This window comes from Thermostichus sp. OS-CIW-33, assembly GCF_054059615.1.
On record NZ_JBSSCH010000002.1, the window covers coordinates 156512 to 173454 of the forward strand.

General features: G+C 57.8%; 11 protein-coding genes and 1 pseudogene. 3 read left to right on the forward strand and 9 right to left on the reverse strand.

Features of this window, described 5'->3' with window-relative positions:
- Window positions 1-168: 168 nt before the first annotated feature.
- The 4 genes from ACVWZG_RS02125 to ACVWZG_RS02140 all read right to left on the reverse strand — a co-directional run bounded on the left by ACVWZG_RS02125 (window position 169) and on the right by ACVWZG_RS02140 (window position 2684).
- Window positions 169-765, reverse strand: coding sequence for a response regulator (locus tag ACVWZG_RS02125; protein WP_457405466.1), 597 nt, complete (start codon window positions 763-765; stop codon window positions 169-171).
- Window positions 766-854: 89 nt separating this feature from the next.
- Window positions 855-1484, reverse strand: a complete 630-nt coding sequence (locus ACVWZG_RS02130) for a pentapeptide repeat-containing protein (RefSeq protein ID WP_457405468.1) — start codon at window positions 1482-1484, stop codon at window positions 855-857.
- 86 nt (window positions 1485-1570) lie between these two features.
- The gene (locus ACVWZG_RS02135; RefSeq protein WP_414389126.1) at window positions 1571-2410 is read right to left on the reverse strand and encodes a DNA-formamidopyrimidine glycosylase; all 840 of its coding nucleotides are present in this window, start codon (window positions 2408-2410) and stop codon (window positions 1571-1573) included.
- 46 nt (window positions 2411-2456) lie between these two features.
- The gene (locus ACVWZG_RS02140) at window positions 2457-2684 is read right to left on the reverse strand and encodes a photosystem I reaction center subunit IV (protein ID WP_414329200.1); all 228 of its coding nucleotides are present in this window, start codon (window positions 2682-2684) and stop codon (window positions 2457-2459) included.
- Between the two features lie 119 nt (window positions 2685-2803).
- On the opposite strand from ACVWZG_RS02140, the gene ACVWZG_RS02145 reads away from it, so the two are divergent.
- Window positions 2804-3688, forward strand: a complete 885-nt coding sequence (locus ACVWZG_RS02145) for a penicillin-binding transpeptidase domain-containing protein (RefSeq protein WP_457405470.1) — start codon at window positions 2804-2806, stop codon at window positions 3686-3688.
- 116 nt (window positions 3689-3804) lie between these two features.
- Window positions 3805-3957: a chlorophyll a/b-binding protein gene (locus ACVWZG_RS02150; RefSeq protein WP_011429120.1), complete on the forward strand. Its 153-nt coding sequence runs from the start codon at window positions 3805-3807 to the stop codon at window positions 3955-3957.
- A 232-nt stretch (window positions 3958-4189) separates the two neighbouring features.
- On the opposite strand, the gene ACVWZG_RS02155 is transcribed toward ACVWZG_RS02150, so the two are convergent.
- The 5 genes and pseudogenes from ACVWZG_RS02155 to ACVWZG_RS02175 form a co-directional block, all read right to left on the reverse strand.
- The gene (locus ACVWZG_RS02155) at window positions 4190-5866 is read right to left on the reverse strand and encodes an NAD+ synthase (protein ID WP_457405579.1); all 1677 of its coding nucleotides are present in this window, start codon (window positions 5864-5866) and stop codon (window positions 4190-4192) included.
- 49 nt (window positions 5867-5915) lie between these two features.
- Entirely contained in the window at window positions 5916-9125 is a 3210-nt protein-coding gene (locus ACVWZG_RS02160; protein ID WP_457405472.1) for a PAS domain S-box protein, read from the reverse strand.
- A gap of 206 nt (window positions 9126-9331) precedes the next feature.
- Window positions 9332-11203: an excinuclease ABC subunit UvrC gene (gene uvrC / locus ACVWZG_RS02165; RefSeq protein ID WP_457405474.1), complete on the reverse strand. Its 1872-nt coding sequence runs from the start codon at window positions 11201-11203 to the stop codon at window positions 9332-9334.
- Window positions 11204-11466: 263 nt separating this feature from the next.
- A pseudogene (locus tag ACVWZG_RS02170) lies at window positions 11467-11649 on the reverse strand (IS1/IS1595 family N-terminal zinc-binding domain-containing protein); the annotation flags it as partial.
- A 168-nt stretch (window positions 11650-11817) separates the two neighbouring features.
- On the reverse strand, window positions 11818-12033 hold the full coding sequence (locus ACVWZG_RS02175; protein WP_457405476.1) for an IS630 transposase-related protein: 216 nt from the start codon (window positions 12031-12033) through the stop codon (window positions 11818-11820).
- A 285-nt stretch (window positions 12034-12318) separates the two neighbouring features.
- Between ACVWZG_RS02175 and ACVWZG_RS02180 the strand changes: the two genes are divergently transcribed.
- Window positions 12319-16926, forward strand: coding sequence for a glutamate synthase-related protein (locus tag ACVWZG_RS02180; protein WP_457405477.1), 4608 nt, complete (start codon window positions 12319-12321; stop codon window positions 16924-16926).
- Window positions 16927-16943 lie beyond the last annotated feature (17 nt).

Sequence of the window (16943 nt, forward strand, 5' to 3'; positions counted from 1 at the left end):
ACGTGAAGGGGAAGGCGGCACCCAGGGGATCCCTTGTCAAGATGCCAAACTAGCAACAGTATGCCGGTGATCATGGCCACCGCAAATCCCCACCTCGGGGGGGAGCCGGCCAGGCTGCCCTCACCCCCAGCCCCTCTCCCTCTGGGAAGGGGGGGTTGGACTCCATCCTTACAGGATCCCCAGTTGCTGTGCTTTGAGCAGGGCGGTGACGCGGTCGTTGGCATCCAGCTTGCGGTAGGCGGTGCTGGCATATTCTTTGACGGTTTCGATGCTGAGGCCCAAGCGGCGGGCGATTTGTTTGTTGGCCAGGCCCTCGCTCATCAGTTGCAGCACACACAGCTCGCGGGGGGTGAGCTTGGGCAGCTCCTGTCGGGCAGGCAGCCAGTCTCGTTCGGGGTTGGACAAAATCTGACGGATGACGCGGGCCAATTCCGCCGGGTCGGTCTCTTTGGAAAGGTAGCCTTTGGCCCCTGCGCGGCGGGCTGCCTCAATCAGACCCGGCTCCTGAAAGGTGGTCATCATCACCACCACCACCGGCAGGCCCAGCTCGGTGATTTGCTGGCAGGCGGCGATCCCATCCCCATCCGGCATGCGCACATCCAAAATGGCTACGTCGATGGGGCAACTGCGACAATGGTGGACGGCCTGGGATCCCGTCTCGGCTTCGGCCACCACCTCAAATCCTTGCGCTTGCAGGGCAAACTTCAGCCCCAGCCGGAAGAGGGGATGATCGTCGGCAATGAGAACGCGGACAGGGGAAGTCATGGCAGGGGATCCCAGCCGAGGGGGTGCTGGTTTTAATCTGCCCAAGGGGGGATCCCAAATCAAATGGCGGAGCAAGTGGTAACTCTTGGTCAAGATCCTTCTTTCACGAAAACCATGCCCCAAGCACTAGGGTTGAAGGCGGGATCCAGTCGGGTTTGGGCGTTGTACAGAGCGCCCGTCAGGTCTGCCCCCTCCAGAAAAGCGCCTCGCAGGTCGGCCCCCCGCAGATCGGCATTGTGTAACTTGGCCCCTGTGAGGTCGGCGCCGGTGAGGATGGCTCGACGCAAGTCGGCCCCGCTTAAGTTGGCCACCTGCAGATTGGCACCCGTCAGATCTGTCTGCTGCAGGTTGGCCTGCGCCAGATCGGCTTCCCACAAGAAAGCCCCTGCCTGAGCTGAGCCACTCAGATTGGCCCCTCTCAAATCGGCCAGATTGAGGATTGCTTGGGAGAGGTCGGCAGCTTGGAGATTGGCCTGTCTGAGGATCGCTTCTTTCAGGTTGGCCCCACTGAGGTCAGCTCCCGGCAGTTCTGCCCCCGTTAGGTTGCAGGCGGGGCAATCTTTGCTGGGAAAAACAATTTGGGAGCGGCCCAGTTGGGCATCCAACTCCAGTTGGGCAAAGGCCGCAGCCGTCGGGATCCCCAGCGCCAACAGCGCTCCCGACCAGAGGCGACTTCCCCTCATCAAGGGCTTTACAGGTTGGAGCCGTGCCCATCCCATGGTTTTCACCGGGATCCCCTCCTACTGCTGATGGTAGCCGCTCTGGCCCATTTCCCCAGGGATCCCCCATATCTTGAGGAGCGCCACTAGCTCTGTTGCGGCTGGCAGTGGGGGCAAAAGTGGGCCGAACGCCCTGCCAGCTTCATCCGCTGAATTGGGGTGCCACAGAGGCGACAGGGATCCCCTTCCCGACCGTACACCCACGCTTGCCCTTGATAGTTGCCGTTGAGCCCACGCAGATCCCGGTAATCCCGCAAGGTGGTGCCCCGCTGCTCCAGCCCGGCCCGTAACACCTCGATCAAAGCTTCTCGCAGGCGTGCCTTGGCCACATCCGAAAGCTGAACTGCTGGCGTCAAAGGGTGAATGCCGCTCAGAAACAGGGCTTCGTCGGCGTAAATGTTGCCCACCCCGGCTACCAGCGATTGATCCAGCAGCGCGGTTTTAATAAGACGGCGGCTCTTCTGCAGGGCAGCCTGGAAATAGGCCTCAGAAAAAGCTGGCGAAAAGGGCTCCGGCCCCAAAGTCTGCAGGGTGGGGATCACCGCCTCCAGCTCAACACCGGCAGGCACCAGCCACATCTGGCCAAAGGTGCGCTGATCCACAAAGCGCAAGTCCCACCCTTCCTCGAAGGCCAAACGAACACGAGTGTGAGCTGATAAAGGGGTGGATCCCTGCACCCAGAGCAACTGCCCGGTCATGCGCAGATGCACGCCCAGAACAGCTCTCGAATCCAGGGATCCCAGGAGATACTTTCCTCGCCGCTGCCACTGGGTAAAACGGGTGCCAATCAAGCTCCGCCCAAACATCTCCCCTGCAGGGTAGGCAATGGTGCGGGCCAGGAGCACCTCCACCGCAAGTATCCGCGGCCCCAAGGTGAGGCGTTGCAAATCTTGCCGAACTGTTTCAACTTCCGGCAGTTCAGGCACAGAACGACTTGCTCAAGAACACAGTCCCCGGCATCAGAACTTTGGCTTAGCTGGCCGGAGCGGCTTTGGCTTTGGCCTTGGGAGCTTCCAACACTTCCAGCTCATCTTCGCGGAAGTTGTTGGTGTTGATGTTGTAGTAGTTGATCTTGTCGAAACGAACGATCACCGGATAGAGAATGCCGCTGGTATCCACCGCCGCAACCGTTCCCACATCCCGGTACCAGTAGGATTCTTTCCGCAGCACACGGACTTTGGCACCACGCTGAATTGCCATGAGGGTTATCTCCATTGACCTGAACTCAGATTACCCTAGTCCGTGAGAAGGCTGCGATTTCCGAATTTTTGTAACAGGGATCCGCTTTTGTCTGGCTGGGTTTTCGGGGCCAACAGCAGATGAACCGTCGCACCTGTGGAGCCTGGCTGTTGGGTTCTGCTTTGACCTGGGGCTTGCAGGGGAAATCTGCAGGGCTGCCCCATCCGCGCGATTTTGCCGCCGTCCTCAACCTGAACACCGGTCGTTTAACAAGGGTTTGGCAGCCGGAGCAGGCTTCCAGAATCAGGGCCAGCCCTGGCTCAACCGTCAAGTGTGCCGTTGCCGCTGCTGCTCTGCAGACTGGGATCAGCTCTGGGGAGCGCTTGATCCACTGTCCGGGTTGGTGGGATCCGCCGCCGCAACTGGGGTTGGGCCGCCTACCCTGCTGGGATCCCCGTGGACATGGAACCTTGAACTTGCGCCAAGCCCTGGCCCACTCTTGCAACGTGCATTTTTACCAGTTGGGCTGGGAGCTGGGGGCCGATACCCTGGTGGAGTGGCTGCGGCGCTTCGGCCTAGGGAGTGTGCAGAATACAGCTCCGGCTCCGCTCTTGGCGACCGGTCTGGCTGGGCCGGTAGATCCCTGGGAGCTGTTGGTTTATGGGGGCGTGATTGCCCGCCGAGGTGTACCCCTTTCTGGCGAGGTCTCTCTGCCTGCCCTCTCTTTACCGGAGTGGATTTGGGAGGCTCTCCATGCTGGCATGAGCCTGGCGGCAACAGCGGGCACCTGTCGCGGCATTGCCCCAGAAGGGATCCCGGTGGCAGCCAAGTCTGGCACCATCCTCAATCCTCAACGACGAGGACGACCAATTCTCTGGGCAGAAGATTTTCAAGCCTGGTTGCTGGCCTTTTGGCCCCTGCCGGATCCCAACTGGACGCTGGTGCTGCACCTGCATCAGGGCAAAGCCTATGAGGCGGCCATTCCCCTGGCGCGGCAGATCATCGCCGCCATCGGCAGCGGGTGACCGCCTTGCTTGCGATCATGAAGAAATGCAAACTATACTGAAGGTCAAGTGCCGTTCTCGTTTTCGTTCTTTACGGATCCCACTCCCTGTCGTTCCCATTTACCCTGGAGGTTCTCATGTCTAATCCCAATTTGTCTGAGCCCAAGTTTGGCTTTAACGAGTATGCCGAGCGCCTCAACGGTCGGGCTGCCATGATTGGCTTTGTGTTGGCCATTGTCATCGAAGCGGTGACGGGCCAAGGCGTTGCTTCCTGGCTGGGCCTGATCTAAGAGACCTCAACTTACCGCCTTTTGGCTTTTCCTTGGGTCTGCTGGCTTGCAGGCCCTTTATTGTATTGAGCAGGGTATTGAGCAGGAAGCGTGACTGCACCAGTTGTAGCCGTTCTGAATGGCAACAAGGCTTGAGCGGGCACCAACTACTCCAAGCAATTCCGACAGCGCCGAATCTTTCCCTTTCTCCCTCTGACGGAGGAGCTGGTGTGAGGGTATCCCACTAGTTCCATTAGATGATCCCTTCTTGACGCTTGGCGATTGGCATCCGCCAGCCGGTGCCGAAGGCGCGATCGGTAATGCGTAGCCCAGGGGGAGCTTGGTGTCGCTTGAACTCGGCATTCTGAACCAGCCGCAGCACGTGCTGCACCGTGTCGGGATCGAACCCTTGAGCCACCAACTCGGGGCTGGATTGATGCTGCTCGATGTGCCGCTGCAGGATCTTGTCCAGCAAATCGTAGGGGGGCAAGCTGTCGCTATCTTGTTGGCCGGGTCGCAATTCCGCTGAGGGGGGCTTGGTCAGAGTAGCAAGCGGGATCCGCTCCTGCTGTCGGTTGATCCAGCGAGCCAAGCGGTACACCCAGGTCTTGGGCACATCGGAAATCACCGCCAGGCCGCCGGACATATCCCCGTAGATGGTGCAGTAGCCCACTGCCAGCTCTGATTTGTTGCCTGTGGTCAGCAGCAGCCGCCCGAACTTGTTGGAAAGGGCCATGAGGAGGGTGCCGCGAATGCGCGATTGCAGGTTTTCTTCCGTGATGTCGGGGGGGAGGCCGGCAAAGGGCTCTGCCAAAAGCTGGTGGTAGCTCTCCATGATGGGCTGAATGGGCAGCTTTAGGGTCGGGATTCCCAGGTTTTGCGCCAGTTGGTAGGCGTCGGTCAGGCTGCCAGGGCTGGAATAGGGAGAGGGCATGAGCACCCCCAGCACCCGCTCCGGCCCCAAGGCATCGGCGGCGATCACAGCAGTTACGGCAGAGTCGATCCCCCCCGACAGGCCCAATAGCACCTCGCGAAAGCCACATTTGCTGACGTAATCGCGGGTGCCCAAAACCAACGCCTCGTACAGCTCAGCTTCCGGCTCGGTCGGCCAGCGGGATCCCGCGGTCGGTGGGCTCTGGTCTGGGTTGGGAGACTGGGTCAACTCGTCCACATCCAGGATGAGCTGATCCGGCTGAAAGGCAGCGGCTTGGGCCACAACCCGACCCCAGCGATCCAGGGCGCAACTGGCCCCATCGAAGATCAAATCATCATTGCCCCCCACCTGATTGACGTAGAGAATGGGCAGGGCGTGCTTGCGGGCCAGGGATCCCAGCATCTCCACCCGCAACTTCTGTTTGCCCAGGCTGAAGGGGGAAGCCGAGAGGTTAATCAGCAGGTCGGCACCGCAGCGGGCCATCTCTTCCACCGGATCCCAGTGGTAGCGGCGGTGCTGCCAAAAGTCGCGGTCGTTCCAAATGTCTTCACAAATGGTAAAGCCCAGGCGGCGGCCACGGTACTCGATGGGTTGGGGCTGGGATCCCGGCTCAAAATAGCGATCTTCGTCGAAGACATCGTAGGTGGGCAAGAGCGACTTCTGAAACCAGTGGCGGATCTGGCCTCCCTCCAGCCAGGCAGCAGCATTGTAAAGGGGCCGACCCTCAGGCAGAGGATTGGGCTGCACGGATCCCACGACCACCGGAATGCTGGCCTGTAGCCGACTGGCCAAGTGCTGCAAAACTTGGTTCGCTCTCTCGATCAGGGCCGGGTAGAGCAACAAATCGCGGGGTGGATATCCCAGCAACGCCAGCTCCGAGGTGATGGCCAACTCTGCTCCCGCCGCCGCCACTGCCTCGACTGCCGAACGGATGCGCTCGGCATTTCCGCTTAGATCGCCGACAGTGTAGTTCAACTGCAACAGCGCTACCTTCACCCTGCCCCCCATATGGTAAATCTCACCATAAGTGGCCCAAACCGAATCGTCAACAAGATTCTGCTGCGGGCAAGCGAAGAATAAACGTGGTTTGGTGGGCAGTGCTTTCCACCTGCAAAGAGCCGCCCAAGTGGTTGGCAATGGCTTGGGCCAGAGCCAATCCCAAGCCTGTTCCCCCCTGCTGCCAGGGATCCGAGTGGGGGATGCGATAAAACCGCTCGAAAATGCGTTCTTGTTCTTCGAGGGGAATGGTGGTGCCCGTGTTGGTCAAGCGCAGCTCCCAGCGGTCGGAACCTAAAGCAACAGCCTCTAGGACAATGTGTTCGCCGGCGGGCGTGAATTTGTGGGCATTGGTCAAAAGCTCACAGACCAAGCGTTCCAACAGGCGGGGATGGGTGTGCAGATAGGGCAGGTGGGGATCCCAGTGAACTTCTAGAGTTTGCTGCCGCTTGCGCATCCAGTCTTGGAACCGATTGATGAGAGGTGCCAAAAGGAAAGGCAAGTTAACCTTCTCAGAGGGCAGCGTAAGCCTATCGCCCAACAAAGTTTGTAGATCCAGAAGATCGTTAATTAGGGAGATCTTTCGCTTGCACTCCTGCTCCAGAACCTCAAGATATTGAATTTGCTTAGGGGTAAGGGGGGAGGTTTGATGGCTTAACCTTAACAGGTGAACCGAGAGGCTAATGCTGGTAAGGGGAGTGCGCAGCTCATGGGAGACGGCGGCCAGGAAGTTATCCCTAATTTGGCTGAGTTTTTTCAATTCCGTCACCTGAGCCTGGCTGCTGAGGTAGAGCCTGGCCTGTCGCAAGGCAATCGCGCACTGGGCCGCCATTTGCTGGGCCAAATCGATTTCCCAATCGCTAAAACTCTCCTCAGGGGGCCGGGCCAGCCACAGATCCCCAAGAATGCCCTGATCGTCGGCAATGGGGCAGGCCAGCTTGGTCAAATAAGGGGGCAAAGTGTCGGGATCCCGTTGGCGATCCCGAGCGCACAGTTGAAAGCACCAGCCTCGCCATAGCTGTTCGTAGAAGAGGGGAAGATCTCTCATCCAAACCCGAGCCCCGACCCCAGAGGTCGAAAGCGTCGTGTATTCATAGCTGATCAGGGAGTAGGTTCGGCGGCTATCGTAAAGGCCGACATTGCAAAAAAGAACGCCCAAAAATTTCCCCAGCTCGTTCACAACTGTCTGCAAGATCTGCCTTTCATCCAGAGTTGCCCGTATCTGATGGATGAGGCGGCGCAGAATCGATTCAAACTGTAGACTGCGTTCCAGTTGCTGGGTTCGCTGTTGCACCAGGGCTGTTAATTCAGCTTCTCGTGTTTGCTGGGCCAGCTCCAGGCGCTTGCGCAGGGTGATATCGCGCACCAAAACAATGGCCTCATCCGGCCCAAAGGGCAACAGACGGGCCTCGCGATATTCCGGCAATGCTTCCGCGGTGTCTTGAGAAGTTTTGGGAAGCGGATATTCAATAACCTGAATTTCTCCCGTTTGAAAGGCTTTCTCTAGCAAAGGGGCAAAGTAGATTTTCCAATGCTCTGGAAACAGATCCTGAATGTACTGGTTAGGATAGCGGTCATCGGGATAGGCGGATGCAAATCCTCTGGGGGGCTTATAGGACAAGACTAGCCCTTGCCGATCCACTTGCAAAAGCATATCTGGGATCGCTTCGTAAAGAGCGCGGTAACGTGCTTCGCTGCGGGCCAGATCGGCCAAACTTTCTCGCAGGTGAGTTTCGGCCCTTTTTCGCTCGGAAATATCTTCTAGAAATTGGATGGCAAACAGAGGCTCGTTTTGAGCGTTTCGCACCGCGAAGAGTTGTAAGCGAACCCAGATCTCTCTGCCATCTTTACGGCAAATCACCTTTTCATATTCATAGTTGTTGGTGTACCCGGAAAGCAGTTCATTCCAGAGTATCTCGCCCCGTTCTCGGTCTTCGGGATAGGGAGTGTAATCTTCCGCTTTCAGAGCCGACCAATCTTCCTCGCTGTACCCTGTAATCTCTGCCATTGCCGGGTTGAGGCTGAGATACCGGGGATCAGGATCCAAGCTCATCAGAGCAATCCCTTGGCTACAGAAGTTGAAGATCCCCTGCAATTGGTTTTGAATTTCCTCAAGAGCAGATTTGATGGATCGGTGCTCGCTGATATCATCCAGGAAGTGAACGGCAAATAGAGGCTTTTGTTCTTCATCTCTCACAACATAAACCTGAGACTTTACCCAGATGATTTGGCCATTCTTTCGGGTGTAGCGATGTTCCCATTCATAATGACTGCGCCAACCCTCGATCATCTCCTGCCAGAGGTTTTTTAGGGTTTCAACATCAGCCAAATCTGGGATATAGGCCTCCAGAGGCAAAGCTTTCAGTTCCTCTGCAGAATATCCTGTTATATCCTTGAGGGCTGAGTTCATGCCATGTGGCTTGGATTCTGGCTCAAGAGGCAGCAGAGAAATGCCCAAATTGCAGGACTCTACAATACCCCAGAATCGCTGTTGAATCTCCAACAAAGCCAGCTCTAGACGCTTACGCTCGGTAATATCTTGAATGCAGCCAAGCACGCAATTTGCTCCGTAGGGAACTATGCAAATTTCTTGGTAACGGAGCTCTCCCGCTGAGTTGGTTAGGGGATATTCCAAGGTTTGCTGGGATCCGCTGCTCAAGCAACGGTCAATCAGCCTCCGGAGTTGGTCGCTAACCTCAGAGCCGAACAGCTCTTGCACTGCTTTTCCCTGAAGGTGCTCTGCTGGGAGTGAGGCAACACAAGCATTCTCCGGGGAAGAAATCAGCTCCAGGCATTTGCCTTCTTGGCTAAAGATCATTAAGGCTTGTGGGATAGCACAAACCAACCTTTTGTAGCGGAGTTGGCTCTCTGCAAGCGCTTGTTCAGCCTGCTTCCGCGCCGTGATATCTTCCACATACCCCTCAAAACAGAGGGGATCCCCTGCCGGATTGCGGACAACTTGAATTTGTTCTCGCACCCACAAGTCCAAGCCCTTGCGACTGTGGATCAAAAACTCTTGCGCCACTCTCCCATCGCCGACTTTGCCTGCAAGCAGATCCTGGAAAATCTGACGACGACCGGCAGCATCGACATAAAGACGATGGCCAAAATCCGACAGATGGCGCATCAGATGAGCGGAGGAGGCATAGCCATATATCTCGGCAAGCTTGGCATTTGCAAACCGGTATCGTCCCTGCAGATCCACACGAAAGATCCCAATGGGGGCATTTTCCAGGAGCACATCAAGTTCGGCCAGCATCAGGATCCCCTATTGGCAAGCAGTACCAGGGCACTGAGAACACCTGTCCTTGGGATTATGTATCATTTTTGCTTTGAGCGATGTTTTCCGCACTACAAGTTCCCCCGTGATCTCGTAAAATCACGGGCGAGGAAGGGTGCTCAGGCTTCTGTGGATATCACCCCACCGAGTGCTGGGGGAGCAGGGATCCCTGCGCGGATTCTCAACTACTCCACCCCTGCAGTCTCCGGGGATCCCGCCTGAGTTTCCGGGTGAAAGTAGCGGTAAATCTGCCGGGCAATCTTCGGGCCAATGCCGGGCACTTGAGCCAACTGGTCTTCTGAGGCCACCTGAATGCGGGCAATCGACCGAAATTCTTCCATCAGCAGCTTTTGCCGATACTTGCCCAAGCCGGGGATCTCGTCCAGCGTAGAGGCATGTTGACGCGCTTTCCGTTGCTGGCGATGAAAGGCGAGAGCAAATCGGTGGGCTTCATCTCGCAGGCGTTGCAACAACAAGCGAGCCGGATCTTGGGCCGGCAACCGCAAGGGCACGGGATCCCCCGGCAGAAAGATCTCTTCTTCTCGTTTGGCCAAGGCAATTACCGGCAGGTGATCCAGCCCCAAATCCGCCAAGACGGCCATGACTGCCGACAACTGCCCCTTGCCCCCGTCGATGAGCACCAAATCCGGCTGATCCTCAGGGGTCATTTTGCTGAAGCGACGCCGGGCCACTTCTGCATGGCTGGCAAAATCATCGGAGTGACCGGGGCGCACCTCAGGGTTGCGAATCTTGTAGCGGCGGTAGTGCTGTTTGGCAGGCAGGCCATCGATAAACACCACCTGACTGGCCACAGCATCGGATCCCTGAATGTGGGAAATATCGTAGGCTTCTAGGCGACGGGGCACATCCGGCAAATCCAAGACCTCTGCCAAGCGCTCCAAGGCCGCGGCATCCCGATCCGCCAGGCGCTGGGCGCGGGTTAGCTCCAGTTCGGCATTCCGCTCGACCAACTCGATCAACTCAGCTTTGCTCTGCCGTTGGGGGGCAACAAGGCTGACCTTGCGGCCTTTTTTCTGGCTCAGCCAAGACTCCAGAAAATCGTGATCGGGCAATTCATACTGGGTCAAAATCTCAGAGGGAATTTCCACCGGATCGCAGTATTGATAATGCTCTTGTAAAGCCCGCTGCAAGATAAGGCCTGGGTCGTCACCGCGGTTTTCGGCCACAAACCCCAGCCGCCCCACCAACTTGCCTGCCCGCACCTGAAACAATTGAATGCAGGCTCGTGAATCATTCATGGCCAAGGCCAGAGCATCACGGCTGACGGTAGAGTTAGGCAAAGAGACCTTCTGGGATTCTCCCAATTGTTCCAAACCGCGAATTTGATCCCGATATCGTGCGGCTGCCTCATAATTTTCCTGTTCGGCGGCCTGGATCATCTTCTCTTGCAGCTCTTGGATCAGCTCATCTGTCTGGCCTTGGAAGATCATGGCCACTTGAGCCAGCGTCTTGCGATACTCTTCTGGGCTGATCAAGCCTTGGCATACCCCGGGGCAGCGCCCAATGTCGTAGTTCAAACAGGCGCGATCTTTGTACAGAGGTTTGGGCCGTTGGCGCAAGGGAAAAATCCGTTTGACCAGTCCAAGGGTGTGGCGCAATAGACCAACATCGGTGTAGGGGCCATAGTATTTGTCTTGATTCCGATCAAGGCGACGATGGCGGGTGATGTAAAGCTGGGGATAAGGCTCTGACCAGGTAATGCACAAATAGGGATACTTTTTGTCATCCTTGAGAAGAACATTGTAGGGGGGCTGATGGGTTTTAATCAGATTATCTTCTAGGGCTAAAGCTTCACTTTCATTGTCGGTTACGATAAACTCGATCTCGCAAACCTGAGCTACCATGCGCTGAATGCGAGGGGACAGGTCGCCGGTGAGGCGGAAATAAGATCGCACTCGAGAGCGCAATTTCTTGGACTTGCCTACATAGAGAATCTGATCCGTGGCATCTCGCATCAAATATACGCCGGGTTCAGCAGGAATCTCCTTGAGACGGCTCTCTAGAACGTCACGGCTGTGAATCAGAGGGACGGTCATAAAGTTCAGTTCTACCGGGTAGAGTCAGGGATCCCATGACTTCAATCTAGCAAGGATATGGCTTTTCTCGGCAACACTGACTCCAACCCATGTGGAGACACAGTCATTCTGAACAATCATTCTGAACAAGTTTGGGAAGCTCGTCCTGCTTTCAAGCTCCAACCTGCTAGCACAAATGGCAATAGCTCGTCGCATCGCAGGATCAAAGTACCTCTTTTGACGGGTAGACCTCCATGATTTGGGAAGGATAAGTTGATTTGTGATTAACATAATTTTGTCCAGAGTTCTGGTAGTTCATTTACATAAGATATAGCAGCAATGGAAAGTCGCTTAAGTTTATTAACTAGGGATATATTGACTTCTGAGACAATCTTTTGAGTAGATTCAGGTATAAATTGCCTGTGACAATTCTGGCATCGATAATGCTGCTTTCCATTATGGATCTTGTCGTATCTAAGTTAAAAGAATGACGGCTTGGGCAAGTCAGCATGAGCTTACTCAGAAACACGAAAAATCTAGGGTAATAGTATCATTGCTCCCAGAGCACCACCAGTATAGTCAATAGGGCAAGAGCTCCGTCCCGCTGGCGCGACCCGAATCTCTGAGCTCTATCCTTACAATTGAGCTCCTGGATCCTGGCCTATGTCTTGCTGCAGGGCGGCCAAGTCTATCTTTGGCTTCTGGGTCTTGACTTTTGTCGGCCTAAGGTCTTCTAGGTTCAGCCAGCGATAGACCGTTGCACGCCTGACTTTGTACATCTGTTGTACACCTGTGGGGTTGCCCTCTTCCTGGACATACCCTACGGCTGTCTCCCTACCGCAGTTCTCCACAGGGCCAGTTGCCAGCGAGCGGAGCCGGTGTGAGCTGGCGCATTCGCCCTAGCTTTCTCAGATCGTCCGCAGTCCGTCGGGGAAAGCCGCAGAAGAAACTCGAAAAATCTGTTCATGGCGAGCTTTTTTGTCTTTACTTCGCTGAGCCGATTGCCCCAACGGTTGCCCTGTTGGCAAGAGCCAGCCGTGACTTGAGACTGCCCCCCTTTTCCTGTCGGATTGGAGTGCGATATGCTGGTTTTCCACCTCTGAAAGCGTGATTTATTCCAAACTGTTTTTACTCCTATGAATCCCCATCCCTCTCAGGTCTCGGCCCCTATCCTGCAGGAAAACTGGCACTTTCAAGAGCGGGATGCTTGCGGGGTCGGCTTTTTGGTGAATCAGCAGGGGAGAGCCAGCCACGACCTCTTGCAGAAAACCCTTCAGGCCCTCACCTGTATGGAACATCGGGGTGGCTGTGGCGGCGACGGCCAGAGCGGTGATGGGGCGGGCATTGCAACGGCAATCCCCTGGTCGCTGTTGCAGGCAGAGAGGGAAGAAATTCGAGCTTGGGATCCCACTCACAGCGCGGTGGGGATGGTCTTTTTGCCTCAGGATCCTGCTGAGTGTCAGGCGGTGCAGCAGGTGATCGATGAGTACTTGACCACCACCGACTGGCAGCGGGTGGTTTGGCGGCAGGTACCGGTCAATCCCAATTGCCTGGGGCCGATGGCGCGGCAGACCATGCCCTCCATTTGGCAGATGCTCCTCACCCATCCCACGCTGGAAGGAGACGAGCTAGAGCAGCAGCTCTATCTGTTGCGGCGGCGCATTCGGCGGCGGGTAGAGGCTCGGTTTGGCTTTTATGCTCTGTATTTTGCCTCTTTGTCCTGCCGGGTTGTCGTTTACAAAGGCATGGTGCAATCGTCGGTTCTGGGCCAGTTTTATCGAGATCTGCAAAACCCCCTCTACACCACCACCTACGCCACCTACCACCGCCGCTTCAGCACCAATACCCTGCCGCGTTGGTCGCTGGCTCAGCCTTTCCGCTACCTCTGCCACAACGGCGAGATCAACACCTACCTGGGCAATGTCAACTGGATGGCCGCCCGCGAACAAACCCTTTCCCATCCCCGCTGGGGTACAGCGGTCGAGGATCTGAAGCCGATTATTGACCCGGGCACCAGCGACTCAGCAGGCCTGGACGCTGTGTTTGAGCTGTTGATTCAGTCGGGCTACTCCACTCAGCAGGCGATGATGGTGCTGATCCCGGAAGCCTATCGCAACCAGCCAGAACTGCAGAATCACCCGGAAGTGGTGGATTTCTACGAGTTCTTCGGCGGCCTGCAGGAGCCTTGGGATGGCCCGGCGATGGTGGTTTTCTGCGACGGCAAAACCATCGGGGCCACGTTGGATCGCAATGGCCTGCGCCCAGCCCGCTACGCTCGCAGCCGCGATGGTCTGCTGGTGGTGGCCTCGGAAGCTGGCGTGGTTCCTCTGCCGGAGACCGACATTTTGGAAAAAGGGCGGCTAGGCCCGGGGCAGATGCTGACGGTGGATCTGCAGAGCGGGCAAATCTGCAAAAACTGGGAGATCAAAACCCAGGTGGCAGCCCAGCACCCCTACGGCGAATGGCTCAAAGCCCATCGCGTTCAGCTCAGCACCCAAGGCTTTGAAAATACCCCTCACCTCTCGGAAGAACAACTGTTACAAGCCCAAACCGCCTTCGGGTACTCCTCAGAAGATGTGGAGATGATCATCGAGGAGATGGCGGCTACGGGCAAGGAGCCCACCTTCAGCATGGGGGATGATGCGCCGCTGGCTGTGCTGTCCACCCAGCCTCATCCCCTCTACGACTATTTCAAGCAGCGCTTTGCCCAGGTCACCAACCCTGCCATCGATCCCCTGCGGGAGAGCCTGGTGATGTCTTTGGATGTGTATCTGGGATCCAAGGGCAACCTGCTGGAGATCCGCCCTGAGCATGCCCGCCTGTTGCAGTTGCGCAGCCCGGTGCTCAACGAAGCGGAGCTGGCCGCTCTGCAGCATACCCCTTTTCCCTGCCACACGCTCCCGATTCTCTACCCGGTGGCTGCTGGCCCAGAAGGACTGGCAGCCCAAGTACGGGCCCTTTGCCAGCAGGCGGCCCAGGCAGTGCGGGGGGGAGCTGAGATCTTGATTCTCTCGGATCGCGGCCTCAATGCCGAGCAGGCTCTGATCCCACCTCTGTTGGCAGTGGGCGCTATCCATCATCACCTCATCCAGGAAGGGCTGCGCCTGCAGACCTCTCTGGTGGTGGAGACTGCCCAATGCTGGAGCACCCATCACTTTGCCTGCTTGATCGGCTATGGGGCCAGCGCCGTTTGTCCTTATCTGGCCTATGAAGCTGTGCGGCAGTGGTGGCACAAGCCCAAGACACAAACCCAGATGGCCACCGGCAAGTTGCCCCAGCTTTCCCTGGCCGAGGTGCAACTGAAGTACCGCGCCGCCATTGAGGCAGGGCTGCTCAAGATTCTCTCCAAAATGGGCATTTCTCTGCTCTCCAGCTACCACGGGGCGCAGATTTTCGAGGCCATTGGCCTGAGCCAAGAGGTGATCGACCTGGCCTTCCGCGGCACGGTGTCGCGGGTGGGGGGCATGACGCTGGCAGATCTGGCCCGCGAGGGCATGGTGAATCACCAGCGGGCCTTCCCCGAACTCACCTCGAAAAAGCTGGAGAACTTTGGCTTTATCCAGGCGCGGCCCAAAGGCGAATACCACATCAACAGCCCGGAAATGGCCAAGCTGCTGCACAAGGCCATCGAATCGGGCCAGCCTGCCCACTATGAGATCTACAGGGCGCACCTGCGCAGCCGCACCCCCACCGCGTTGCGAGACCTGCTGGATTTCCGCAGCGACCGGGATCCCATTCCCTTGGAGGAAGTGGAACCGGTGTCGGAGATTTTCAAACGCTTTGCCACAGGCGGGATGTCCTTGGGGGCCCTCAGCCGCGAAGCCCACGAGACCCTGGCCATTGCCATGAACCGCATCGGCGGCAAGTCCAACTCGGGAGAAGGGGGCGAAGATCCGGAGCGATATGCCCCCATCACCGATGTAGGCCCAGATGGCACCTCGGCCCGCTTTCCCCACCTGAAGGGGCTGCGCATGGGGGACAACGCCAGCTCGGCGGTGAAGCAGGTGGCCTCGGGGCGTTTTGGCGTGACACCAGAGTATTTGCTCAACGCCCAGCAAATCGAGATCAAGATAGCCCAGGGGGCCAAGCCGGGCGAGGGGGGGCAACTGCCGGGCAAAAAGGTGAGTCCCTACATTGCCAAGCTGCGCCGCTCCAAGCCGGGGGTGACCTTGATCTCGCCGCCGCCCCACCACGACATCTACTCCATCGAGGATCTGGCGCAGTTGATCTTCGACTTGCACCAGGTGAACCCCCAGGCCCAGGTGTCGGTGAAGCTGGTCTCGGAAGTGGGCATCGGCACGGTGGCGGCGGGGGTGGCCAAGGCCAACGCCGACATCATTCAAATCTCAGGGCATGAAGGGGGCACCGGGGCTTCCCCCTTGAGCTCCATCAAACATGCCGGGGCACCTTGGGAGCTGGGCCTGGTGGAGGTGCATCATGCCCTGCTGGAAAACGGCCTGCGGCAGCGCTCCATCCTGCGGGTGGATGGCGGCATTCGCACGGGTTGGGAAGTGGTGATGGCGGCCATGCTGGGGGCAGAAGAGTTTGGCTTTGGCACGGTGGCCATGATTGCGGAGGGGTGCATCATGGCGCGGGTGTGCCACACCAACAACTGCCCTGTGGGAGTGACCAGCCAGAAGGAGGAGTTGCGCAAGCGCTTCCCCGGCACGCCAGATCACGTGGTGACCTTCTTCACCTTTGTGGCGGAGGAGGTGCGCCAAGTCTTAGCGCAACTGGGCTACCGCTCTCTGAAGGAGGTGATTGGACGGGTGGATCTGCTCTGTCCGCGGGCCGATGCCGTTCTGCAGAAAACCCCATCCTTGAACTTGGAGTGTCTGCTGCGAACTCCCCCCGGTTTTGATCCCAACACCCTGCCCGACTGGTTGGAGCATGAGCCGGTGCATTCCAACGGCCCGGTGCTGGATGAGCAGATCCTGGCTCAGCCGGAGGTGCAGAAGGCGGTGGAAACCTGCGGCACGGCCACGGTGGAGATCCCTATCGCCAACACCGACCGCTGTGTGGGCGGGCGCATTGCCGGAACCTTGGCCCGCTTGTACGGAGATACCGGCTTCGCCCAACAGGGGGGGCAGTTGGATCTGCGCTTTGTCGGCAGCGCCGGCCAGAGCTTTGGCGCTTTTACACTGGCGGGGATGCGCCTGACCCTGACAGGAGAAGCCAATGACTACGTGGGCAAGAGCATGTGTGGCGGCGAGATCGTCATCCTGGCTCCCCCTGAGGCGCCCCGCGATCCGGCGGAAAATGTAATCCTGGGCAACACCTGTTTGTACGGGGCCACGGGCGGATCCCTGTTTGCCAACGGCCAGGCAGGGGAACGCTTTGCGGTGCGCAACTCGGGAGCGCAGGCGGTGATCGAGGGATCCGGCGACCACTGCTGCGAGTACATGACCGGTGGGGTGGTGGTGGTGCTGGGGCGGGTGGGCCGCAACCTGGGAGCGGGGATGACCGGCGGCCTGGCCTATGTGCTGGATGAGCAGGGCGACTTTCCCGCCAAGGTCAACGGGGAGATCGTGCGCATTCAGCGGGTGCAGACAGCAGCAGCAGAGGCACAACTGAAGAGCCTGATCCAGGAGCACTATCGCCGCACCCATTCCCCCAAAGCGGAGCGCATTCTGCAAAATTGGGAATCCTATTTGCCTCTGTTTTGGCAGGTGATCCCGCCTTCGGAGGAGGGCAGCGAGCTGACGGATCCCTTGCGATCCCAGCCGCTGGCAGTGGAGTCTTAAGGATCTCTCAGAGCCTG

Bases quoted from the DNA above. Each gene is read 5' to 3' on its own strand.
- ACVWZG_RS02125 (WP_457405466.1), bottom strand. From the start codon at position 765: ATGACTTCCCCTGTCCGCGTTCTCATTGCCGACGATCATCCCCTCTTC.
- ACVWZG_RS02130 (WP_457405468.1), bottom strand. From the start codon at position 1,484: ATGGGATGGGCACGGCTCCAACCTGTAAAGCCCTTGATGAGGGGAAGT.
- ACVWZG_RS02140 (WP_414329200.1), bottom strand. From the start codon at position 2,684: ATGGCAATTCAGCGTGGTGCCAAAGTCCGTGTGCTGCGGAAAGAATCC.
- ACVWZG_RS02145 (WP_457405470.1), top strand. From the start codon at position 2,804: ATGAACCGTCGCACCTGTGGAGCCTGGCTGTTGGGTTCTGCTTTGACC.
- ACVWZG_RS02150 (WP_011429120.1), top strand. From the start codon at position 3,805: ATGTCTAATCCCAATTTGTCTGAGCCCAAGTTTGGCTTTAACGAGTAT.
- ACVWZG_RS02160 (WP_457405472.1), bottom strand. From the start codon at position 9,125: ATGCTGGCCGAACTTGATGTGCTCCTGGAAAATGCCCCCATTGGGATC.
- uvrC (WP_457405474.1), bottom strand. From the start codon at position 11,203: ATGACCGTCCCTCTGATTCACAGCCGTGACGTTCTAGAGAGCCGTCTC.
- ACVWZG_RS02180 (WP_457405477.1), top strand. From the start codon at position 12,319: ATGAATCCCCATCCCTCTCAGGTCTCGGCCCCTATCCTGCAGGAAAAC.